The organism is Arthrobacter sp. AFG20, assembly GCF_002892795.1.
Lineage (GTDB): Bacteria > Actinomycetota > Actinomycetes > Actinomycetales > Micrococcaceae > Arthrobacter.
The window spans coordinates 171,528-192,976 of record NZ_PJMC01000002.1; the positions used below are offsets into that span (position 1 = coordinate 171,528).

Genomic DNA, 21,449 nt, shown 5'->3' on the forward strand with positions numbered 1-21,449 from the left:
GGGTGGACCACGAAACTCCAGCCGACGGGCCTCCCGCCGTGTCCGGTGATCGGCCGCGGCGGCGACCGCGGACTACGCTGGCCAACATGAAGCAGACTGACCTTGCCTCCGCTACGGAGGCCGCCGCCGTCGAACCTTCCGCTGAAGAGTCCGGCAAAGCGCGCAACGCCGCACAGCAGAAGGTGCTGGAGAAACTGACCGCGGCCGGAATTAGCGCCGACAGCTCGCCGCGCCGGCTGGCCGAATACGCGTACGACGCCTCCAACTACCGGGTGCCGCCGCTGGCCGTGGTGTTTCCGCGGTCCGCGGATGACGTGGTGGCAGCGCTCGCGGTGTGCCGGGCGACCGGAACGCCGCTGATCAGCCGCGGCGGCGGCACGTCAATGGCGGGCAACGCCATCGGGCCTGGCGTGGTGCTGGACTTCTCCCGGCACATGAACCGGATCCACGGGATCGACGAGGCGGCGGGCACCGTGGCGGTGGACCCGGGCGTGGTGCTCGCCGTGCTCTCGCGCGAGGTGGAGCAGGCAACCGGAAACCGCTTCACCTTCGCCCCGGACCCGTCGTCGAAGAACCGCGCCACCGTGGGCGGCTCGCTGGGCAACGACGCGTGCGGCAACCATTCTGTCCGCTACGGCCGCACGTCTGACCACGTGGTGGAGCTCGACGTCGTCACCTCCGATGGTGCCCGGCTCACCGCCACGGCCACGGGGCTGCGCGCCACGCACCCGGAGGACAAACAGGCGGAGGCGCGTGCCGCAGCCCTGACAGATGAGCTCAAGGAACTGGCCCACAACAACCTGGCCGACTTCCGCGTGGAGCTGGGCCGGATCCAGCGGCAGGTCTCGGGGTACCACCTGGACAACCTGCTGCCGGAGAAGGGTTTCAACGTGGCCCGGGCCCTGGTGGGGTCCGAGGGTACGTGCGCGATCGTCACCGGAGCCCGGATGAAGCTGGTGCCCAAACCGGCGAGCGCTTTGCTCGTGTGCCTCGGCTACGCGGACGTGGTGGACGCGGCGCGGGACATCGAAACCATCCTCGAGTTCTCCCCGGCTGCGGTGGAAGGCATCGACGAGGCGATCGTGGATACGATGCGCTTCCGCCGCGGCGAGGGCGCCGTAGTTGGTCTTCCGGAGGGCAAGGCCTGGCTGTATGTGGATCTCGACGGTGACGATCCCGCCGAAGTCGAGTCCGAGGCCAACCGGTTGCTGGTTCGCCTCCAAGAGAACGGGCGCCTCGTCGCGGGCCGGCCGGTGCCCGACCCGGTGGAGCGGGCCTCGCTGTGGCGGGTACGCGAGGACGGGGCCGGGCTTTCGTCGCGCCTGTCCACGGGCGGCGAGTCCTGGCCGGGGTGGGAGGATTCCGCCGTCGCACCGGAGAACCTGGCCGATTACCTGGCGGACTTCCGCGGGTTGCTGGACAGCTACGGCCTGCAGGGTGTCATGTACGGGCACTTCGGTGCCGGCTGCATGCACATCCGCATTACCTACGACCTTCGCACGGAGGAGGGCCGGGACGTGTTCCGCCGGTTCTCGGCCGACGCCGCGCGGCTGGTCGTGCGGCACGGCGGCTCGCTCTCCGGCGAGCACGGCGACGGCCGGGCCAGGTCGCAGCTGCTGCCGCTGATGTATTCGCCGCGCATGCTGGAGGCCTTCGCCGCCTTCCGCAGGCTGTGGGACCCGGCCGGCATCCTGAACCCGGGCTCGCTCACGAATCCGGACCCGATGGATGAGAACCTGGCGCTGGACGGGGTGCCGCAGCGCGAGTGGCGCACCAGCTTCGACCTCCGCCCGCTGCACTCCGGCGGGGGATCCACGGCGGAGACGGACAATCCGGCACACGCGGGCGGAAGCGGGATAGACCCGTGGGTCCACGCGGTCCAGGGCTGCATAGGCGTGGGCCGCTGTCGCACCGATGCCGGAGGCGTGATGTGCCCCAGCTACCGGGCAACCCGCGACGAGAAGGATTCCACCCGAGGCCGTGCCCGCGTGCTGCAGGACATGGTCCGAGGCGCGCGCACGGTGGAGGAGGGCTGGAAGTCCGAGGAGGTCCGGGAGGTGCTGGACCTCTGCCTGTCCTGCAAGGCGTGCTCCAGCGACTGCCCCACGGGCGTGGACATGGCCAGCTACAAGTCGGAGTTCTTCGACCACTACTACCGGGGCCGGAGGCGTCCGCTTTCGCACTTCTCCCTGGGCTGGCTGCCGCGCTGGCTGAAGGTGACCGGCCGCGTGGCGCCGCTGGTCAACGCTGTGCTGGCCACGCCGCTGGCCAAAGTAGCGGCCATGCTGGGCGGGCTCACGACCGAGCGCTCGATGCCCCGGTTCGCGGGCGGCAGCGAATGGTGCAAGGAGGTTGCCGCGGCCGGCGTGGCGATGCCGGGGAGGAACGGCAGGAAGCACGACGGCGGGACTCGGCTGAGTGCCGGTGGTACCGCTGCCTTGGGTACTGAAAGTGCGGGTGCCGTAGCTTCAAACGACGGCGTAGTGCTGTTCGTGGACACGTTCACCAGGGGCTTCCGACCCGAGGTGGCCGGCGCCGCCGCCCGCGTCCTTGCAGGGTCGGGGGAGCGGACCGAATGCGCGGCCGATGCCTGCTGCGGGCTGACCTGGATTTCGACCGGCCAGCTGGACACCGCGAAGAAGCTGCTGGCCAACGCGGCCGAAGTTCTGGACGACGGCACAGACCGCCCCATCGTGGTGGTGGAGCCCAGCTGCGCGGCCGCGCTGCGGAAGGACCTGCCGGAGCTGGTCCACACGGACCAGGCGAAGCGGGTGGCGGCACGGGTGCGTAGCTTCGCCTCACATGTGGATCAGCTGGCGCGTGCAGGCTGGTCGCCGGCCCCGGCCGCACCGCTGCCGGAGCGTGTGGTGCTGCAGACGCACTGCCACGAGTACTCGGTGTTTGGTGCCGGAACGCAGCGTGCCGCGCTGGCCGCCGTCGGCATCACCGACGTGGTGGATGCCGCCGGGTGCTGCGGTGTGGCGGGCAACTTCGGCTTTGAGAAGGAGCACTACGAGGTGAGCATGCAGGTGGCCGAACAGGCACTCGCACCGGCGCTGCGGAGCGCCGGCCCGGAGTCCGTGATACTGACAGACGGCTTCTCCTGCGCCATGCAGGTCAGGCAGCTGGACGCCGAGCGGCCCGGACGCCACCTCGCCCAGCTTCTCGATCCCGGGTCGGGCACCGCTGGCTAAGCCCGTCCAAACCCGTCGGTCGAGCTGGCCGAAACCCGCTGCCAGCTGAACCCGCCACCCTCGAGCCTTCAGGAGAGAGAAGACCCGATGAGAGTCACCACCACCACCCTTGAGATGCTTGCCGCGCCCGCACAGGAGGCGCCAGCCTTTCCCGAGGGGGTCCGGTTGGACCGCGCGACTGCCGTTTCACCCGAGTATGCGCGGTTCCTCTACGGACTGGTCGGGGGTCCCTGGCATTGGACCGACCGCCTCGGCTGGTCCAGGGAGCAATGGGCCGACGAGCTCACCGTCCCCGGCGCTGAGTTCTGGATCCTCTACGGCGAAGGCGTTCCCCTGGGCTACGTGCACCTGCACCCCACGCCCGCCGACACCGGCACGGACGTCGAGATCCGCTACTTCGGGCTGACGGAACAAGCCATCGGCCGCGGCCTCGGCGGACGCCTCCTCGAACGAGGCATCCTGGCAGCCTGGTCACTGCCGGAGCGGTTCGGGCTTCCACCGGTCACCCGCGTCTGGGTCCACACCTGCACGCTCGACGGACCCGCGGCTCTGGCCAACTACCAGGCCAGGGGCTTCGTTGTCGTCGGCGCGGAAGACGAAGAACAGGACGTCGCCGGGCAGCCTCTTGGTGCCTGGATCTCAACGGGAGGACCTGTCAGCGCCGACCAACACTGACGTGGCCCCGCCGCCCAAAGGGGCGGCCGTCCCCGAAAAGGGGACGGCCCGCCGTCGTACGTCTTAGCCTGAGGCTTTAACTCAGTCCGTACGCCTTCGGCAGCTTCAGTCCGCGCTGGTCCATGAGGGTGCGCAGGCGGGTGGGGTAGTCGGTGATGATGCCGTCCACGCCGAGGTCCATCAGGCGGGCCATGTCGGCGGTGGTGTTCACGGTCCACGGGATGACGGGCAGGCCGAACTCGTGGGCGTCGGCGATCATCTGCGGGGTGACGGACGCGAAGGCGGGGGAGATGACGTCGTAGCCCAGGGCCTTGGCGGCCTTGGCGAGGGAGCCGTCGTAGTCGTCAATGTCGATGCCGCCCAGCTCCGGTGCGGCGCCGGGCTTGCCCACCTGCAGCCACGCGTCGCCGCTGGAGAGCGCCACGACGGGCAGCTGCGGGGCGATCTTCCGGGTGTAGTTCAGCGTGGACCAGTCGAACGACTGCACGGTGGTGCGGCCGGACATGCCCGCCATGTAGATCTCGGTGACCACCGCCTTGGTGAGCGCCACGGAGCCTCCGCCGCCGGCCTGGCCGTCCTCCACCTTGGTCTCCACGTTGAAGCGGACCTTCTTGGCGCCGAAGTCACGCACCAGCTGGAACACATCTTTCAGCTCGGCGATGCGGTTGCCCTCGATCACCTGCTGCTCCGGGTAGCCGGCCAGCTGCTTGTAGCCGCAGTTGAGCGTCTTAATCTGCGCGAGGGAAAGATCCGCCACGCGGTCGCCCGCATAGGGGAACTCGGGGTCGTTCGGCGTAACCGGCGCGGTGTCGGCGCACTTGTTGGCCTGCATCGTGTCGTCGTGCCAGACGACCACCTTGCCGTCCTCGGTCAGGTGGGTGTCCAGCTCGAGCGTGCTCACGCCCAGCTTGAGCGAGTTCGTGAACGCGGCCAGCGATTCCTCGGTCCACTCGCCGCGGCCGCCGCGGTGCGACTGAAGGTCGAAGGAGCCGTTGCGCTCGTTCGTCGTGATGGCCGTTGATTTCGCCGTTGGCGAGGTGCCGGAAGCGTTCGACGACGGCGTCACGGCGTCCGCCGCCGGGGCAGCGACGGCGGGTCCCGCCGTCGAGCCAATGGCAGCGGTGAAAAGCGCGACGGCGGCCGCTGCGGTCAGGACTTTGCGCATGGTTTTGTTCCTCCCGGATGACGGTGGCCGGCGCTGAGCCGCCGACCCGTTCACCCTAGGGAGGCCAGGTGGCGAACGGCATGCGGGCAGGTGGCGGTGAGGTTAACGGCAGTGCCGGGACGTGATGGCAGGTTCCAGCCGGCACATCTTCCATCAGAATGTAGAAAGGAAAAGACAGGAGGCTCAACCATGACTGTCCTCGTTGCCTATGCGAGCGCGCTGGGTTCCACCCGGGAAATAGCTCAACACGTGGCCTCACGAATGGCGGTGGCCCTGGGCGAGGTCGAGTGCCGGTCCGTGGAGGAGGTCGAATCTGTCGCCGGCTACGAGGCTGTGGTGACCGGCAGCGCCATCCACAATCAGGCGTGGCTGCCCCCGGCTTTAGCGTTCCTCACACAGTATGGCCCCGAGCTGGCCGGACGGCCTGTCTGGGCCTTCAGCGTGGGGATGTCCGACGGCCTGCCAAAGCTGTTCCGCGAGCGCGGTGCGGCACTGCAACAGCAACGACTGGAGGAAACGCAGTTCCAGGAAGTCCAGCTTCGCGGCCACGCTGCCTTCTCCGGCGTTTACCAGGCCACCCAGTTGTCGGCTCCGCTCCGGGCATTGTTCCGCATCGCCGGCGGCCGCTTCGGAGATTTGCGCGACTGGGCGGCCGTCGACGCCTGGACGGATCAGATAACAGCCGAACTCGCGAAGCCTGCTTCGTCGGCATCGTCCGACACGGACCCGGCATAGTTTCTCTAGGCCCGGCATAGTATCGCTTGGGGTGGGCGCCGGAGCCGCCTACGGCCGCAAGGCGGTGACGAAGCCGCCCCGGGACTGGTCGGGGGTCGGCTGCTGCTCCAGAGCCGGCCCGCCGGGTGCTGGCCCGCCGGGTCCTGCCGCGTCGGGTGCGGCCAGCGACAGGACGCGGCCATACATCGAACACAGCTCCTCAACGGTGTGTCCTGTGCAGCGCCAGCCTGCTGCGTCGAGCAGTTCCGCCGGGTCCGGCGGATCGGCCCGCGCCAGCAGCTCGCTCATGGGCAGGCCCGTCTGCTCGCTGAACTCACGCAGCTTGGCCTCGATGTCGTCAGTCTTGGGCAGGGCAACTGCCCGCTCAATCACCGCACGGGATCCCTGCGCCGACAGTGCCGCGACTTCCTCCAGCACCGCACCCTGGGCGGCGGCATCGAGGTATGGCAGCAGGCCTTCGAGGACCCAGGTCGTAGGCCGCGCCGGGTCAAAACCGGCGGCCAGGAGCCCCTCCCGCCACGGCAGGGACAGGTCTGCAGGCAGGGGAATTAGTTCGCACCGAGGCTCCGCCGAGAGCCGGCTCAGCACATGGGCCTTGAACTCCAGGACGTTGGCGCTGTCGATTTCAAAGACCTTGGCGCCGGCCGGCCACGGCAGCCGGAAGGCACGGGTGTCGAGCCCCGCGCCGAGAACCACTGTCTGCGTGGCGGGAGGGCCGGACTGCAGGAAGTCGTCGATGAACCTGGTCCGCATACCGATGTAAATGGACGCAAGCAGGAGCGGCTGCTGCAGGGGAGGAGCCTCCGCCGGTTCAGCCGGCCACACCGTCGGCAGGTCCAGGTGGGAGCGGGCAGCCACCACCAGAGCGGAGGCGAAAGGATCCGCCACGAGCGCGTCGGCCCGCGACGTCTCGACGGCACGGCCCGCCGCCACGGCCAGGGCCGTCTGCGGTAGCCCCTGGTCCTCAAGTTCGGGACTGCGTCCTTGCTCTGTCACGCCTTACCCTCCCGTTCGCTGCTTCCCTTTCGGTGAGCCTACTCCCGGTGATGCCTGTCAGAGCTGCGCGGCGCTGTCCCACCAGCCTTCCCAAGCCGCGGACGTGAGCTGGCCCTGGGGAAAATCGGTATTCGACACGGCCTCTCCGAATTGGGAGTTCCCGTCAGCGCGCGTGGTGAAGAACAGATTCAAGGTATTCCAAAGCATGGCTATTTCCTTTCAATCGAGGGTGCGGACGACCCTCTTTCAGGTAGGAATTAGCGTAGCCACGGTATGTTTCAGCGCATCGATTCAACGTTTCGTTCTTGTATCCGTGTGCTCACCTAGCGGCGCAGGACCTCTTCGCGGAACTGTCCGACGGGCGGCGGTTGGCCACGATCAGTGGCAGCAGGTCTCCGGGGGACGTGACAACGGCGGCCGCCTGCGACGCTTCCCCGGCGTCCCCGTAGCCCCAGAGCGCGAATATTGTCGGGATTCCGTGTTGGGCGGCTCCGGCGACGTCGTAGCTCCGGTCTCCGATCATTACGGGACTGGAGATGTCTACGCCTTCGGATTGAAGGCGGAGCAGCAATTCGGCGACGACCTCTGCCTTGCTCGCTCTTCCGTCGCGGTCGGACGCCCCGCAGATGTTGATGAAATGGCCTTCGATTCCAAACCTTCGTGCGAGTCTTACCGCTTGATCTTCCACCTTGGATGTGGCGACAGCCATCGGCATGCCGGCCGAGTGCAGGTGGTCAAGCAGTTCGATGATCCCGTCGTACGGGCTGGACTGTTCAGCGCCGTGGTCGGCGTATGCCTTGCGGTAGTGTTGGAGGGCCCTTTGGGCGGTTACGTCGTCCAACTGTGAGACTGTTCTGAAGGACTCGATCATCGGCGGGCCGACGAATTGGCGCAGTTTGTCCATCGCGGGGACCGGCGCGCCTACGGCTGCCAGGGCTCGGGCAGCACTTGCCGTGACGCCGGGTGCTGAATCCAGCAGCGTTCCGTCCATGTCGAACAGGACGCAGCTAATGCCGGTGAGAGGCGGACGGTCTTGCTGCAGAAATGTCATTTTTTCGGGTGCTTTCGGTCGTGGAATTGGTTCGGTTCCGGGTGTGCCGGGGAAATTTTGGTGTGAAGGGTAGGCATGGATCGAGTGAGTCTTGATCAGATTGACCAGAGGATTCTTGCGGAGCTAACGAAGAACGCTCGGATGAGCCACGCGGAGCTGGCGACCAAAGTCCTGCTGTCGAGGAATGCCGTGCGCCAACGGATTGAACGGATGGAACGGCAAGGGTATATCCAGGGGTACACCATTGTTGCCGGCCCGCCGGGGCAGGGGCCGGTGTCCGCCTTCCTGATGGTTTACAGGAAGGACCGGGTGCGGGGGTCGGACGTCATCACCGTACTGCGGTCGATTCCGGAAGTGGTTTTGTGTGATGTCGTGAGCGGTGACTTTGATCTGTTGGTGAGGGTCGAGGCCCGGTCGCTGGAGAGGGTTCAAGAGATCTGGGAGCAGATTGCGGCCATTCCCGGCGTCACGGACACGGTGACGGCCATGACGCTGTCCAGTTACATCAGGCGGGGCCCCGGAGGTGCCCGCGCCACCGAGTGAAGCCGTCAGTTCCTGATGCAGATGACCTTTGGCTGGGTCATCTCCTCATACGCGAAATGGACGCCCTCCCTGCCCATGCTTCCGTACTTGGCCCCGCCGAACGGCATGCCGTCGAAGCGGTAATCAGAGGAGTCGTTGATCATGACGCCGCCTGCTTCGAGCAGTTGGGCTGCGTCCATGGCCCTGGCCAGGGAGTCGGTGAAGATGCCCGCATGAAGACTGAACTCGATGGCGTTGGCGACTTCGATGGCCTCTTCGAACGTACTGAACTGGCGGAACATGACCACGGGCCCGAAAACCTCCTGCTTCCACAGCCGGCTGTCCGTCGGGACTGCTTCCAGGACGGTCGGGTGAAGCACATTGCCGTCCGTGACATTGCCTGAAAGAAGGACAGCGCCGGCGCCGAGGGCCTCGTCCAGCTTGGTCTGGAGCTCGTGCAGCGCAGCCGGGCTGATCATGGGCCCGACGTCCGTCCGTTCATCTGATGGATCTCCGGAAACCAACCTGGCCGTCGCCTCCAGGAAGCGCCGGCGGAACGCGCCGTACACCGGGGCGGCTATGAGAATCCGTTGCACCCCCACGCAGTTCTGGCCGGCCGCCCAAAATGCTCCGGAGACGCAGGATTCCACTGCTTTTTCGATGTCGGCATCGTCCAGGACGATCACAGGTGCGTTTCCGCCGAGATCCATGGACAGCTTCTTCAAGCCCGCCGCGCGGGCGATGCTTTCACCCGTGGAGAAGCCCCCGGTGAAGGACACCATTCGTATGTCCCGGGACCTGATAATTGTTTCGGCCACTTCCCGGCCGCCGTGGACAACCGTGAGGGCCTCCGGCGGGAGCCCGGAGCTCACGAGGGCGTCCGCGAGCAGCTGGGCTGACAGCGGCGTCAGCGCAGAGGGTTTGAGAATCACGGCGTTTCCTCCGGCGATTGCCGGGCCGATCTTGTGCGCCACCAGGTTGAGGGGGTCGTTGAACGGGGTGATCGCGGCAATGATGCCCAGTGGTTCGCGCGAGTACCACCCGGTGCGGTCCTCTGAGCCTTCGTAGGAGTCGAAGGGGATGACTTCGCCTGCGTTCCGGCGCGCTTCGGCGGCGGACAGGCGGAGTGTGTTGACCGCTCGCAGCACTTCCTTCCGTGCCTGGCGGATCGTTTTCCCGGCCTCGGACACTATCGTTAGTGCGAACTCCTCGCAGCGCTGCTCGATCTCCGTTGCGGCGCCGTCCAGGATCTTCCCGCGCGCGGCGCGGGACAGGACCCGTGCCTTCCGGGCGCCGACGCGGGCCGTTTCGATCACGGACTTGGCGGCGGTGGCTTCGGTCAGCGAAACCGCGCCGACCACCCTGCCGTCGTAGGGGCTCGTCACGTCACGGAACTGTGGCAGCGCGGTTTTTGTCGAACACAGCATGGATTCAGGCATTTGCGGATACCTCCGTCCTGGCTGCGTGCATCGCGATGATGTCAGAGAGCAGCGCGTAGGCGGTCTCCACGCGCCCGGCTCCAGGTCCGGAGATGGTTACAGCGCCCAGAAGATCGGTCTCGAAGGATACGGCATTGGTTGCGCCGGAAACCCCGGCCAGCCCATGATCAAGGGGGAGCGCTACAGGGGATACGCCTGCAGTCACGGACCCGTCTGGATTCCGCCGTGCCGCGCCGACGAGCTTCCAGCGGTGCCCCTCGCGGGCTGCCTTCCGAATATCTTCCGGGGCCACGGTCGAAATCCCCTGCCGATGAACGTCCTTGAGCTCTATGCCGGCGCCCAGCAGTTCGTTGGCGAGGATGAGGACCTTGAGCTGAACGTCGTGGCCCTCGATGTCGGCTGCGGGGTTTGCTTCGGCGTAGCCGAGTTCCTGCGCCTCCCTGATGGCCGCGTCGAAGTCCAGACCGGCTTCCATCCGCCCGAGCACGTAGTTACTGGTGCCGTTGAGAATGCCTTCGAAGCCATCCAGTTTCAGCCCGGCGAACATCTTCTTGGCCAGGCGGATGACGGGAGTGCCGCTCATGACGGCGCCCTCGAACTCGAAGTGCACGCCGTTCTGTTCGGCAAGGGAGCTCAGCTCGGCGCCGCGGAGGGCAACCGGGCCCTTGTTTGTGGTGCAGACGCTCTTGGCGGATTCGAGTGCCCAGCGCACATGTGAAACTGCCGGCTCGCCGTCTTCGGGATTAGTGAAGGTGGCCTCGCAGACAATGTCCGCTGTGCAGTTGCGGATCACGGATTCGTTGTTGGTGTCGGCGGATCCGCCGTACGCTGCGAAGGTTTCATTGTCGCCGCCCAGTTTGAGGGCAACGGAGAGGTCCACGCCTTCAGGCTGGACCAGGGATCCGAGCCGCAGGTCGGTGATGGCCACCACCCGCAGGCCGAAGCCCAGGTCGGAACGAAGTCTCTCACCACGGGTATTGATCAGTTCGGCCAGCGTCCTGTTGACGCCGCCGAAGCCGATCAGCGCAATGTCGTAGGTGGTCATGGTGCTCCTTCAATCAGTTACATCGGTCCTCCAATGCTGGCCGCATTCCCTGTCCGTCGGCGCATGTGATTGTGACCGAAAAGCAGGTCGAACTGACCATCCGCCTGCCGATTCGCCATGTACCCCGCAACGTAACCTGCGTTCAACATAGACATGTAGAGATGTTCTTAATGACCAAAATGGCCTTTTCGTGTTACTTTCATCACTGTCGCTACTGCGCAGCTCGAGTCGGCTTGACCCACGCCGGGCCACATGCGCATCCTCCGCAGCAGACCCGCCACTCACCTGGGAGAAACCATGGAACCGTCATCACCTGTCCAGCTGGAGCCTCAGCCCACCATTCCGCCGTCGACCGATTCGGGGCTCCGGCGGTCCATGGGGGCACGGCATCTGGTCATGATCGCCATGGGCGGGGTGATCGGCTCCGGGCTTTTCCTGAGCTCGGGGTACACCATTTCCCAGGCCGGGCCGCTCGGGGCAGTCATCGCGTATCTCATCGGCGCCTTTGTTGTGTACCTCGTGATGGCCTGCCTCGGTGAACTCGCCATCGCTTATCCGGTCTCAGGGGCCTTCCATATCTACGCGGCGAGGTCGATCGGGCCGGCCACAGGGTTCACCACCGCCTGGCTCTACTGGCTCTGCTGGGCGGTGGCCATCGGATCGGAGTTCACGGCTTCCGGTCTCCTGATGCAGCGCTGGTTCCCGGGTGTTGACGTCTGGGTCTGGTGCGTTATCTTCGCCTCGGTCCTCTTCGGCTTCAATGCGGTTTCTTCGAAATTCTTCGGCGAGTCCGAGTTCTGGTTTGCCATCGTCAAGGTCGGCGCCATCGTGGTTCTCATCGTTTTCGGCGGCGCGGCGCTGTTCGGCTTCCACCCGCTCAGCGAGGCGGCCAACCATGCCGCTATGTTTGAAAACTTCAACACTTCCGGCGGCCTCTTCCCCAACGGCTTCACCGGTGTCCTGGTCACTGCGCTTGCTGTGTTCTACGCCTTCTCCGGTTCAGAGCTCATCGGTGTGGCGGCGGGCGAAACCACTGACCCGGCCACCAGCATCCCCAAAGCGATGCGCAGCACCGTCATCCGTCTCCTGATCTTCTTCGTCGGGGCAATCGCTGTCATCGCCGCCACCATCCCCTTCGAGCAGGTCGGGCTGGATGAAAGCCCGTTCGTGACGGTCTTCTCATCCATCGGCATTCCTTACGCCGCCGACATCATGAACTTCGTCATCATCACCGCACTCCTTTCAGCCGGTAACAGCGGTCTCTTCTCCTGCGCACGGATGCTCTACTCCCTTGCCGACGAGGGGCACGCGCCCCGGGCGCTGAAGAAGCTGACCCGACGCGGTATCCCCATGACTGCACTCTCCGTCAGCATGCTCGGCGGCCTGGCATCCCTCATCAGCAGCGTCGTTGCACCTGAAACCGTATATCTGGCTCTCGTATCGGTGGCGGGTTTCGCCGTCGTCGGGGTCTGGATGTCCATCACCGCCTCGCATTTCTTCCACAGGAGATCCTTCGTCAAAAACGGCGGTGATGTCGCTGCGCTTCCCTACGCGGCCCCGCTGTTCCCGCTGGTGCCGATCCTGGCCTTCTCCCTCTGCCTCATCTCGCTCATCGGCATCGCCTATGACCCGAACCAGGTAGCAGCGCTCTATTTCGGAGTCACTTTCGTTGGCGCCTGCTACGCCTTCTTCTACTTCAAGTACGGACGCAAGGCGCGCCCAAACCAGCCCTCCTGACGCCGTCACCATCTATCGTCCACGTGGCTTGGTGGCGGGGGACTTTCGTCCCCCGCCACCAGGCCCGGCGTTCTGTGGGGACGTGTGAGAATAGGCGTAGTTGTCAGGCGGAAGGAGCACGGAGCATGGATTCTTCCTCGGAAGCGTCATCCATGGCCCAAGGCCTTCGGATAGTCCGGCTGGTCGCGGACCGGGAGAAGCGGGGAAGGCGGCTACTCGGCGTTTCCCAGATCGCATCTGAGCTGGAGATGGACCAAAGCCGGGTCTCCCGGTTGACTCAGGAATTGTGCGAGCTGGGACTGCTGGAACGCGTCGAACGCGGGCCATTCCGGACCGGTCCACGTTTTTTCAGCCTGGCTGCCGCCTTGAACACGGGTTGGGTACGCGAATCAAGAACCGAACTTGAGGCTTTGGTGGCCTCGTTCGGCCTGAGATCCAGACTTTCCGTCCGGGAGGGCTTCCGCGTCATTCTCCTGCGGACCTCCAGCAATGACGCGGTTCCCGGCGGCTTCGTAAAACCCGGCATGGTGACACCCGTGTGGTGCACCGGGTCCGGCCGGGCCCTCCTGTGGGACGAGGAGCAGCCAGCCGTTGAGGCCCTCCTTGCGGACGTCAACTTCATTGGCGTAGGCGGCCCGGGGGCGGCCCATTCGCCGCAGGAAGTCGTCGAATTGATGGACCGGGACCGGGCGCGGGGCTTTATTGTCGCGGAGGAAGAGTTCGAGCATGGAGTCTACGAACTGGCGGTTCCCGTCCGCACCGCCGACGGTTCCGTTCTTGCGGCGCTCAGCGTCCTGGGCAGTCGGGCCGAGATCACGTCCGGCGCAGAAGACGTTGCACAGGCCCTGTGGGAAGCAGCCCAGCGGCTGGGGTCCTGCCAGGGCGGCACGCGGAACAACGCTGGCCGGAAGGGTCTTGCCAGCTAAGGCACGTTCTGCGGCAGGGCATGACCCAGCGTTGACTCAAGCCACGTTCCCCAGGACACGAGGGCCGTGGCGCAGGCCTCCAGCCTCGGTTGCAGGCGAGTCTTGGCGCCTACGACCTGAAGCGCTGCCACCACGTCGCCCTTGAAGTCCCGAATCGGGACGGCCAGGGAATACAGCCCGGGTTCGGCTTCCTCGTCGACGATGGAGTATCCGCGCGCCCGGGCCGCGCGTAGTCGTGACAGGAAGTCCTCTGCGTCAAGGGGTGTATTGGGGCCATGACGCACGAAAGCGACGCCGGAGAAAAGGGTCCGGACCTCGTCGTCGGACGCTTCCCACAGCACTGCCTGGCCGGCATCGCTGCAGTACGCTGGGTAGGGCCGGCCCAGCCATGAGCCGATCATGTTGCTGCTTGCCGGAACATGCTCGCCGATGGTGACGGTGCTGTCTCCGCTCAGAATGCTGAGGAAGCATCCTTCGTCAGTTTCACGGGCCAAGCCTGCCAAGGCGGTGGCGCCGTCAGTCTGCAGGCGTTGTTCGGTCAGCAGTTGCGCGTCCGTCAGGAGCGACCAGTCGACGGCGTAGGTCCGGTGGTCTTTGCGGACCAGAAACCCCTCCTGCTGCGCCGTCCGCAGGCTGCGCGCTACCTGGCTGCGGTCCTTGCCCAGGTCGGTTGCTATATCAGCGACCGTTCCGCCGGGCAGGCCTTCTGCGTTGCGGGAGCCCACCGCTAGGACAGCCATAATTCCCCGGCCCATGCTGGATGTCTTAGACATGGGTCCGATTCTAGTCACTGGAGGAACGCCTCCTAGTGGATGGCGAAGACCCGGGCAGGAAAACCGCTGCCCCGCAAAGGCTTGGGCCAAGTGGCAATGAGGGCAGCGCCCGCTTCCGGAAGTCCGTCCAGGTTCGCCATCAGCTCGATCTGCCACCGGTTCTGCGCCAGGACGTAGGTCTCCAGGGTGAAATCCTGGCGGGATGTGGCCAGTCCCGGGTCGGTGTCGGTCTGCTCATGACCGACGGCGGTAACGGACCGCTCCTCAATCAGGAAGGAGAGGACTTCCTGCGACCAGCCTGGTGTGTGGCTGGCACCGTGATCGTCCCTGTTTGCCATGGCGGCAGCGTCAGGCCAACGGTCACTCCAGCCTGTCCGCAATGCCACGAAGGCCCCGGGTGGGATGGTGCCATTGCGGTGTTCCCAGGCCTGGACGTCCTCCATCTGGGGAGTGGCGTCCGCGTTGGCGATGACGCGCTCGGTGATGTCCAGGACGACCAGCGGAAGGACCATCTCCTCCACGGGAATCTGGTCCAGGGTCCTTCCTCCTGAGATGAAATGCGAGGGAGGATCAACGTGTGTTCCCCATTGTCCGATGATCGAGTAGCGGTGAGCGGTGAAACCGTCACCTTTCTCCAGATCGAAGACGGGCTCCCTGATTTCGTCGGGGAATGCCGGGAAGTGTGGCTGGCCGGGGTGGAAGGCGTGGGTCAGGTCAGTGAATGATCTGCCGGCCAACAGCGTCTGCAGGCCGTCCCAGAGTGCGGTTGTAGTGACTGGAGTCATGACGTGGCCTGGCTTTCAACCAACGCCGGAAGGGCAGTGTTGGAAACGCTGATTGGCCCTGTTAGCTCAATGACGGGTACCTCCCAGGGGTGGATATCCACAATGTGCTGCAGGAAGCGTTCCACGGCGTCGTCGTCGAGCGCGGCATCGAAATACGTCGTCAGGACCAGGGTCGGCGAAATTGTCTGCTGACCAACCTGCCCCAACGTGGGATTGGCGCCTTCAGCGCAGGTGAACCCCTCAAAACCCAAACCGGATTCGAAGACATGCCGGTAGTTGCCAAAGTCCCCGAGGTCAGGAGATCCCGCGACAGCGTCGAGCAGGGCCGCAATGCCCGCTTCGTCTTTGAATGCTTCGGCGTCGCCGCTGGCGAGGCGCGAGAAAGTTTCCGCAGCTACGGGCCAATGCACACGCAGCTTGCGTACTGCTTTCATTTCAATCTTCAAGGGATGCCTCCTGATGGTTCGTAACGTGTTTGCATGCCATCGTGGCACGGTGTGGTGATCATTACAAGCATTGAAAAATGCTTATTATGATCACAGCCATTGCATACCGCGTGGACCCGGTGCCTCGTGCCGGACAGGCATGGATGAACGAACCGCTTGGAGCCCAAACGATGCCCAGTAACACCAATCTCTCCCGCATGCTTGATGCCGGAGCGAACCCGACCGTGGACGGCGCGCTGGCCACCGAGCTGGAAGCGCACGGCTGCAATCTGGACGACCCTTTGTGGTCGGCTAAGGTCCTCCTGGAAGAGCCGGAGCTCGTCAAACGTGTGCACCTCGATTACTTCCGCGCCGGGGCAACAGTCGCCATCACCGCGAGCTATCAGGCGACACCCCTGGGATTTGCGCGGCGCGGCATTGGCGAAGAGGAGGCCCTGGAACTGGTGGCATTGAGTGTGCGCCTGGCCGACGAGGCCCGCCGCGAGCACCTGGCCGAAAATCCGGATGCAGGCCCCCTGCTGATTGCCGGATCGGTCGGTCCGTACGGCGCATACCTGGCTGATGGGTCCGAATACCGTGGAGACTACGTCCTCAGCCGAAACGAGTTTTTGGAGTTCCACCGGCCGCGAATCGCGGCGCTGGTGGAGGCTGGCGTGGACTTGCTTGCCTGCGAGACGCTGCCGTCCCTGCCGGAAGCCGAGGCCCTGGTGGCGCTCATGGAAGAGTTCGACGTCGAAGGCTGGCTCTCCTTTACGCTACGGGACGGAGGGCACATCAGCGACGGCACGCCGCTGGCTCAGGTGGCAAAGCTCAGCAGGGCGCAGCCGTCCGTTGTGGCCATTGGCGTCAACTGTGTGCCGCTGGAGCTGGTTGCCCCATCCCTGGGCGCTCTGGGCAAAGCCACGGACACGCCCCTGATCGCGTATCCAAATTCCGGCGAAAGCTATGACGCCGTCAGTAAAACATGGCGGCCAGCCACGGCCATTGCGGGACCGGGAAGTGAGCACGCCGCAAGCCTTGCGGAAGGAACCGCCATCTGGCGTGAACTTGGCGCCCGGCTCATCGGCGGGTGCTGCCGAACCACCCCGGAGGATATAGCCGCCGCGGCCAGGCTGACAGAAAACCCCTAACGGCCGGACCCAATGCTTAGCGCCCAGGAACTAATCGGTGCCCGTCCCGCTGGGCCGGCGATGCCTGTGGTGCCTGGAATAGTGCTCGAACGTCAGCTCCGCGTCATTTCCTCCAGCAGTTCCAACACGTGCCGGTAGTCCCTGCCGGTGGCCCGGGTCATGCCCAGTTCGCAGGTGCGGTTGCAGGACGCATGCGCCGACGCCCCCATCTCATCAATCTCCCTGCCCTGCTTCTCGGTGGCGGAGGCGGTGAGCTCGGGATGCAGCATGCCGCGGTCCCCGGCGAAGGCGCAGCAGCCCCAGCTGTCCGGAACTTCCACCCGCTCGGCCACAGCCTGGGCAACGGCAGTCAGCGAACCGTTGATGCCCATGCGGGTGGAGGAGCAGGTGGGGTGCAGCGCCAGCGAATCGAGCTTCTCGTGCTCCGGCAGCTTGGGAAGGATGTGCTCGGCGGCGAAGTCCACGGCGTCCACGATCCTCAGCTCGCGCTGCCCGGGCAGCGGAGCGTCGGTTTCCACCGCCTGCCGCAACCCTTCGGTGCACGAGGATGCGTCGCAGATGATCGGGAGTTCCCCGTCGCGGGTGGCCTGCCGCAGTGCCTCCAGTGTTTTCTCCCGCATGGTGGCCTGCCCGGCCGCCATGCCCTTGGAGGACCAGGGCGTTCCGCAGCACAGCCCGTCGATGCCGTCCGGCACCAGCAGCGTCACTCCGGCCCGCTCGCAGAGCTGCTCAAAGCTGTACTGGACGCCCCGGCCCGCGCCGTCGCCACCGGAACCGCCGCCATTGCCATCCGAGGTGCCGCTCGAACCGGCCGGGCCGAACATCGTCCCCACACACGCCGGGAAGTAGACAGCGTCCGGTGCGCCATCCGGCGTTGGCCGCTTTCGGGCGGAACCGCCGCCCGGCAGTTCCGCCGAGTACAGCGGAACGGTGTCCGTCCCGAGGACCGCGCGGGCTGCCTTGTTGGGCGGAACCACCGCCGCGGCCGGAAGCTTGTTCACCACCGTCAGCGCCAGGGATGCCCCGCGCGTGACTCCGCCCCAGTGCTTCGCCGCGGCGTTCCACACACCGTTTTCCGCCTGACCGGCCTCGGACCGCCGGATCCGCTTCACCAGCAGGCCGGTGTTGATCTCCACGGGACACGCCGTCTGGCACATGCCGTCCACCGCGCAGGTCTGCACCGATTCGTAGTCGTAGTCCTTCTCGAGCTGCTTAACCAGCGCGTCGTCTCCCGCCAGCCGTGCCGACTCGATGGCCCGCAGCGTGACAATGCGCTGGCGCGGTGTCAGGGTCAGGTCCTTGCTGGGGCACACCGGCTCGCAGTAGCCGCAGGAGACGCAGCGGTCCACCTCCTCGGCCACCGGCGGCGCCGTCTTGATGTGCCGCAGGTGCGCCTGCGGGTCGTCGTCCATCAGGACGCCCGGGTTGAGCATCCCCGACGGGTCGAACAGCTGCTTGATCCTGCGCATCACCGCGTACAGCTCGTCGCCGTACTGCCTCCGCACATAGGGCGCCATGACCCGGCCGGTGCCGTGTTCGGCCTTGAGTGAGCCGCCTTCAGCCAGGACCAGGTCCACCATGTCCTCCGTGAACGAGCTGTAGCGGTCCAGCTCCTGCTGGGTGGTGAAGCCGTCGGTGAGCATGAAGTGGACGTTGCCGTCCTTCGCATGGCCGAAGATGACGCTGTTGCTGTAGCTGTATTTGTCGAACAGCCCCACCAGTTCCCGGCAGGTGCGGCCCAGCACGGGAACCGGAACCACGATGTCCTCCAGCAGGGCCGTTGTTCCCGTCGGACGGGCTCCGGCCACCGACGCGTACAGGCCCTTGCGCAGGTGCCACAGCCCGGCCCGGGCCGAGGCGTCCCCGGTGAACTGCGCCGGGGCGGAAAGCCCCAGATTCTCGAGCATGCCCTCGCCCCGCCGCTGCAGCTCAGCCAGCTGGTCGGGCTGTTCGGCCGAGTATTCCACCAGCAGTGCGGCGTGGTCCCGGACCGCCAGATCCTGGACGACGGCGGGAGTCCCCTTGAGCGTCTGGCCCACCTTGAGCGACAGCGCATCCATCAGCTCCACCGTCGCCGCCCCGGTTTCCACCAGGGCGGGAAGTGCTTCGTTGGCTGTCTGCAGGTCGGGGAACACCAACAGCCCGGTAGCCGCGTGCGTCAGCCGCGGAATGGTCCGGAAGACGGCTTCGGCCACGAAACCGAGCGTGCCTTCGCTGCCCACAATCAGGTGGGCCATCATCTCCACCGGGCTGTCGTAGTCCAGCAGGGAGTTCAGGCCGTAGCCCATGGTGTTCTTCATGGAGAACTGCTGCCGGATCCTGCCCGCGGAATCGCTGTTGCCGCGCACCCGCCGGGCCAGCTCCGCCAGGCCCGCGTACAGTTCCGGTTCCAGCGTGCGCAGCTTGTGGTCCGCATCCGGCGCGCCTGTATCGATCACGGTGCCGGAGGGCAGCACCACGGTGAGGGACTCGAGCGTGCGGTAGGCGTTGTCCACTGTGCCGCAGTTCATGCCCGAGGAGTTGTTGGCCACCACCCCGCCCACGGTGCAGGCCGATTCGCTGGCGGGATCCGGGCCGAACTTGCGCCCGTAGGGTGCCAGCCGGGCGTTCAGCGCACGGACCGTGACGCCGGGCTGGACGCGGACCCGGGCGCCGCCGTCGAGCACCTCAACGTTCCGGAAGTTGCGGCGCACGTCCACCAGGACGCCGTCGCTGACTGCCTGTCCGCTGAGGCTGGTACCGCCGGAGCGGAAGGTCAGCGGAACGCCCTGGGCGGCGCTGGCGCGGAGTAGGCGGCCCACCTCTTCCGCGTTCCCGGCCATCACCACTGCCTGCGGGATGAGCAGGAAGTGGGAGGCGTCATGCGCGTTGGCGTGGAGGTCGATGGGCCGGGTTTTCACCTGGGCGGGATCGGCCACGGCCTCGCGGAGCCCGGCAAGTTGCAGTGTTGTCATCAGGGAACCATCCAGCCAAGTACGGGGGTGGACTGCAGGAGGATCAGGATGGTGATGAGGGCCAGCAGCCCAACGCTCCATCCGATCAGTTTACGGAACAGGGTCCCTTCGGAGCCGTCCAGCCCGACGGCGGCGGAGGCCACCGCGAGGTTCTGCAGTGAGAGCATCTTGCCCATGACGCCGGCGGAGGAGTTGGATGCCGCCATGAGGACCGGGGACAGCCCGGTCTGCTGGGCGGCGGTGGCCTGCATCTGCCCGAACAGCGAGTTGGAAGAGGTGTCGGAACCGGTCAGGGCGACGCCGATCCAGCCGATCAGCGGGGAGAGCACGGCGAAGAATCCGCCGGCGGAGGCCAGGGCAAACCCCAGCGTGGTGGTCTGGCCGGACAGGTTCATCACGAAGGACAGGGCCAGGACGGAGGTCACGGTGACGATGGTCCAGCGAAGCTGAACGAGCGTCTCGCGGTAGATCCGCCAGGCCTGGCCGGCCGTGATCTTGTAGAGGGCCATGGTGATCAGGCCGGAGAACAGCAGCAGCGTGCCGGTGGCCTTGAGGTGGTCGAGCTTGAACTTGGTGGCCGCCACCGGCTTGCCGGCGGAGTCGGCGACGTCCAGGCCCGGCCAGTGGAACGTCACCGTTCCCACCTGGTTCAGCCAGGACTTGATGGCCGGGATCTGTGCAATGGAGAACACCGTGATGATGATCAGGTAGGGGGCAATGGCCATCCAGATGTGGCGCGGTTCCGGCCGGGTGCTGTCCGCGGGCGCGGTGCTTCCGGCAGGGCCTGCGGAACGGCGGGAGACCGCCGTCGTCCCTTCTTGGGAGCCAACAGCGCCGCGGGAGGCGTTCGCCCCGATGGGTGCGGCCCCGGCCGCAACAGACTGCACGGCGTCGGACGCCACCCCGCCTGCCATGCCGATGGTTTCCTTCGGCTTCCAGAACCGCAGCATCACCAAGACCGCGGCGACAGTGACGACGGCGGCAACGACGTCGGTCAGTTCCACGGCGAAGTAGTTGGAGGTGACGAACTGGGACATGGCGAAGGCAACGCCGGCCACCAGTGCCACGGGCCAGGCCTGCTTCACGCCCCGGCGCCCGTCCACGATGAACACGAGCAGGAGCGGCACGATCAGCGCGATGAAGGGGGTTTGCCGCCCGGCCATCGATGACAGGTCGTGGAGCGGCAAGCCGGTGACACCGTTGAGCGCAATGATCGGGGCCGCCATGGCGCCGAAGGCGACGGGCGCCGTGTTGGCCAGCAGGGAGACGATCGCGGACTTCAGCGGTTTCATCCCGGCGGCCATCAGCATGGCCGCCGAAATTGCGACTGGGGCGCCGAAGCCGGCCAGGGATTCCAGCAGGGCCCCGAAGCAGAAGGCGATCAGGATCGACAGGATACGCAGGTCGTCCGAGATGGAGCGGATGGTGCGGCCCAGGGCCTCGAACCATGGGGTGGCGACGGTGAGCTTGTAGATCCACAGGGCGTTGACCAGGATCCAGAGGATGGGGAAGAGGCCGTAGAAGATGCCGGCCGCCGTGGCGCTGAGGGCCTGGTTGAGGGGCATCTGCCAGCCCGCGACTGCCAGGATCAGTGACACTGCGAGGCTGGCGATGGCGGCCTTGGGTGCCTTGACCCGGAAGACGCCCAGGAGAACAAAGAGCAGGACGAGCGGAAGTGCGGCGCAGAGGGCCGAGAGCATGAGTGACCCGGCGATGGGGTCAAGGATCTGCTGAAACATGAGATCTCCAGGATGTGTGAGGCGTCACAGCTTCGTGGCGCCCTACGATTGTCTAACAAGTACACACGTCGGTCAAGACTACTTTGATGGCTTGTCTGGCAAAATGAAGGGACCAGCCCCTCAAGCGACGTGTAGAA

General features: G+C 66.0%; 18 protein-coding genes. 7 read left to right on the plus strand and 11 right to left on the minus strand.

Going from position 1 to position 21,449, the window contains the following annotated elements; translation table 11 throughout:
• Positions 1-86 precede the first annotated feature (86 nt).
• Complete coding sequence (locus CXZ05_RS02740) at positions 87-3,194, plus strand: FAD-binding and (Fe-S)-binding domain-containing protein (RefSeq protein WP_102971090.1); 3,108 nt, start codon at positions 87-89, stop codon at positions 3,192-3,194.
• A gap of 87 nt (positions 3,195-3,281) precedes the next feature.
• Positions 3,282-3,869: a GNAT family N-acetyltransferase gene (locus CXZ05_RS02745; protein WP_180987237.1), complete on the plus strand. Its 588-nt coding sequence runs from the start codon at positions 3,282-3,284 to the stop codon at positions 3,867-3,869.
• A 76-nt stretch (positions 3,870-3,945) separates the two neighbouring features.
• Here CXZ05_RS02745 and CXZ05_RS02750 read toward each other — a convergent pair whose 3' ends face one another.
• Positions 3,946-5,034, minus strand: coding sequence for a glycerophosphodiester phosphodiesterase family protein (locus CXZ05_RS02750; RefSeq protein WP_102971091.1), 1,089 nt, complete (start codon positions 5,032-5,034; stop codon positions 3,946-3,948).
• A 189-nt stretch (positions 5,035-5,223) separates the two neighbouring features.
• On the opposite strand from CXZ05_RS02750, the gene CXZ05_RS02755 reads away from it, so the two are divergent.
• Positions 5,224-5,769 (plus strand): flavodoxin domain-containing protein, encoded by a 546-nt coding sequence (locus tag CXZ05_RS02755; RefSeq protein ID WP_102971092.1) that lies wholly within the window; start codon positions 5,224-5,226, stop codon positions 5,767-5,769.
• Positions 5,770-5,817: 48 nt separating this feature from the next.
• On the opposite strand, the gene CXZ05_RS02760 is transcribed toward CXZ05_RS02755, so the two are convergent.
• The 3 genes from CXZ05_RS02760 to CXZ05_RS02765 form a co-directional block, all read right to left on the minus strand.
• The gene (locus tag CXZ05_RS02760) at positions 5,818-6,765 is read right to left on the minus strand and encodes an SAM-dependent methyltransferase (RefSeq protein ID WP_102971093.1); all 948 of its coding nucleotides are present in this window, start codon (positions 6,763-6,765) and stop codon (positions 5,818-5,820) included.
• 57 nt (positions 6,766-6,822) lie between these two features.
• Positions 6,823-6,972, minus strand: coding sequence for a hypothetical protein (locus CXZ05_RS22950; RefSeq protein WP_180987238.1), 150 nt, complete (start codon positions 6,970-6,972; stop codon positions 6,823-6,825).
• Between the two features lie 112 nt (positions 6,973-7,084).
• On the minus strand, positions 7,085-7,816 hold the full coding sequence (locus CXZ05_RS02765; protein ID WP_180987239.1) for an HAD hydrolase-like protein: 732 nt from the start codon (positions 7,814-7,816) through the stop codon (positions 7,085-7,087).
• A gap of 75 nt (positions 7,817-7,891) precedes the next feature.
• On the opposite strand from CXZ05_RS02765, the gene CXZ05_RS02770 reads away from it, so the two are divergent.
• A complete protein-coding gene (locus CXZ05_RS02770) occupies positions 7,892-8,359 on the plus strand; it encodes an Lrp/AsnC family transcriptional regulator (protein WP_056635630.1) in 468 nt (155 codons plus the stop codon).
• Positions 8,360-8,364: 5 nt separating this feature from the next.
• Here CXZ05_RS02770 and CXZ05_RS02775 read toward each other — a convergent pair whose 3' ends face one another.
• Positions 8,365-9,777, minus strand: coding sequence for an aldehyde dehydrogenase family protein (locus CXZ05_RS02775; protein ID WP_102971094.1), 1,413 nt, complete (start codon positions 9,775-9,777; stop codon positions 8,365-8,367).
• A complete protein-coding gene (locus tag CXZ05_RS02780; protein ID WP_102971095.1) occupies positions 9,770-10,822 on the minus strand; it encodes a homoserine dehydrogenase in 1,053 nt (350 codons plus the stop codon). Before CXZ05_RS02780 ends, CXZ05_RS02775 begins: the two co-directional genes overlap by 8 nt.
• Positions 10,823-11,119: 297 nt before the next feature.
• Between CXZ05_RS02780 and CXZ05_RS02785 the strand changes: the two genes are divergently transcribed.
• Entirely contained in the window at positions 11,120-12,559 is a 1,440-nt protein-coding gene (locus CXZ05_RS02785; RefSeq protein ID WP_102971096.1) for an amino acid permease, read from the plus strand.
• Positions 12,560-12,684: 125 nt separating this feature from the next.
• On the plus strand, positions 12,685-13,485 hold the full coding sequence (locus CXZ05_RS02790) for an IclR family transcriptional regulator (RefSeq protein WP_102971097.1): 801 nt from the start codon (positions 12,685-12,687) through the stop codon (positions 13,483-13,485).
• Here the strand turns inward: CXZ05_RS02790 and CXZ05_RS02795 are convergent.
• Genes CXZ05_RS02795 through CXZ05_RS02805 form a run of 3 tightly spaced genes read right to left on the minus strand, consistent with a single transcriptional unit; the run spans position 13,482 to position 15,489 of the window.
• On the minus strand, positions 13,482-14,258 hold the full coding sequence (locus CXZ05_RS02795; protein WP_102971098.1) for an IclR family transcriptional regulator: 777 nt from the start codon (positions 14,256-14,258) through the stop codon (positions 13,482-13,484). The two genes, CXZ05_RS02790 and CXZ05_RS02795, sit on opposite strands and share 4 nt — an antisense overlap.
• A gap of 32 nt (positions 14,259-14,290) precedes the next feature.
• Positions 14,291-15,043, minus strand: a complete 753-nt coding sequence (locus tag CXZ05_RS02800; RefSeq protein ID WP_102971099.1) for a cyclase family protein — start codon at positions 15,041-15,043, stop codon at positions 14,291-14,293.
• Entirely contained in the window at positions 15,040-15,489 is a 450-nt protein-coding gene (locus tag CXZ05_RS02805) for a hypothetical protein (RefSeq protein WP_102971100.1), read from the minus strand. The genes CXZ05_RS02800 and CXZ05_RS02805 overlap by 4 nt, the downstream gene beginning before the upstream one ends.
• Before the next feature lie 170 nt (positions 15,490-15,659).
• Here CXZ05_RS02805 and mmuM point away from each other — a divergent pair, with 170 nt between their 5' ends.
• Positions 15,660-16,619, plus strand: coding sequence for a homocysteine S-methyltransferase (gene mmuM, locus CXZ05_RS02810; RefSeq protein ID WP_102971261.1), 960 nt, complete (start codon positions 15,660-15,662; stop codon positions 16,617-16,619).
• Between the two features lie 92 nt (positions 16,620-16,711).
• Here mmuM and CXZ05_RS02815 read toward each other — a convergent pair whose 3' ends face one another.
• Together CXZ05_RS02815 and CXZ05_RS02820 are read right to left on the minus strand one after the other, a co-directional pair.
• On the minus strand, positions 16,712-19,573 hold the full coding sequence (locus CXZ05_RS02815; protein WP_102971101.1) for an FAD-binding and (Fe-S)-binding domain-containing protein: 2,862 nt from the start codon (positions 19,571-19,573) through the stop codon (positions 16,712-16,714).
• Positions 19,573-21,312, minus strand: coding sequence for an L-lactate permease (locus tag CXZ05_RS02820; RefSeq protein ID WP_102971102.1), 1,740 nt, complete (start codon positions 21,310-21,312; stop codon positions 19,573-19,575). The genes CXZ05_RS02815 and CXZ05_RS02820 overlap by 1 nt, the downstream gene beginning before the upstream one ends.
• Positions 21,313-21,449 lie beyond the last annotated feature (137 nt).

Excerpts from the sequence above, each read along its gene's own strand:
- CXZ05_RS02740 (WP_102971090.1), top strand. The coding sequence starts at position 87 with ATGAAGCAGACTGACCTTGCCTCCGCTACGGAGGCCGCCGCCGTCGAA.
- CXZ05_RS02745 (WP_180987237.1), top strand. The coding sequence starts at position 3,282 with ATGAGAGTCACCACCACCACCCTTGAGATGCTTGCCGCGCCCGCACAG.
- CXZ05_RS02750 (WP_102971091.1), bottom strand. The coding sequence starts at position 5,034 with ATGCGCAAAGTCCTGACCGCAGCGGCCGCCGTCGCGCTTTTCACCGCT.
- CXZ05_RS02755 (WP_102971092.1), top strand. The coding sequence starts at position 5,224 with ATGACTGTCCTCGTTGCCTATGCGAGCGCGCTGGGTTCCACCCGGGAA.
- CXZ05_RS22950 (WP_180987238.1), bottom strand. The coding sequence starts at position 6,972 with ATGCTTTGGAATACCTTGAATCTGTTCTTCACCACGCGCGCTGACGGG.
- CXZ05_RS02765 (WP_180987239.1), bottom strand. The coding sequence starts at position 7,816 with ATGACATTTCTGCAGCAAGACCGTCCGCCTCTCACCGGCATTAGCTGC.
- CXZ05_RS02770 (WP_056635630.1), top strand. The coding sequence starts at position 7,892 with ATGGATCGAGTGAGTCTTGATCAGATTGACCAGAGGATTCTTGCGGAG.
- CXZ05_RS02775 (WP_102971094.1), bottom strand. The coding sequence starts at position 9,777 with ATGCCTGAATCCATGCTGTGTTCGACAAAAACCGCGCTGCCACAGTTC.
- CXZ05_RS02780 (WP_102971095.1), bottom strand. The coding sequence starts at position 10,822 with ATGACCACCTACGACATTGCGCTGATCGGCTTCGGCGGCGTCAACAGG.
- CXZ05_RS02785 (WP_102971096.1), top strand. The coding sequence starts at position 11,120 with ATGGAACCGTCATCACCTGTCCAGCTGGAGCCTCAGCCCACCATTCCG.
- CXZ05_RS02790 (WP_102971097.1), top strand. The coding sequence starts at position 12,685 with ATGGATTCTTCCTCGGAAGCGTCATCCATGGCCCAAGGCCTTCGGATA.
- CXZ05_RS02795 (WP_102971098.1), bottom strand. The coding sequence starts at position 14,258 with ATGTCTAAGACATCCAGCATGGGCCGGGGAATTATGGCTGTCCTAGCG.
- CXZ05_RS02800 (WP_102971099.1), bottom strand. The coding sequence starts at position 15,043 with ATGACTCCAGTCACTACAACCGCACTCTGGGACGGCCTGCAGACGCTG.
- mmuM (WP_102971261.1), top strand. The coding sequence starts at position 15,660 with ATGCCCAGTAACACCAATCTCTCCCGCATGCTTGATGCCGGAGCGAAC.
- CXZ05_RS02815 (WP_102971101.1), bottom strand. The coding sequence starts at position 19,573 with ATGACAACACTGCAACTTGCCGGGCTCCGCGAGGCCGTGGCCGATCCC.
- CXZ05_RS02820 (WP_102971102.1), bottom strand. The coding sequence starts at position 21,312 with ATGTTTCAGCAGATCCTTGACCCCATCGCCGGGTCACTCATGCTCTCG.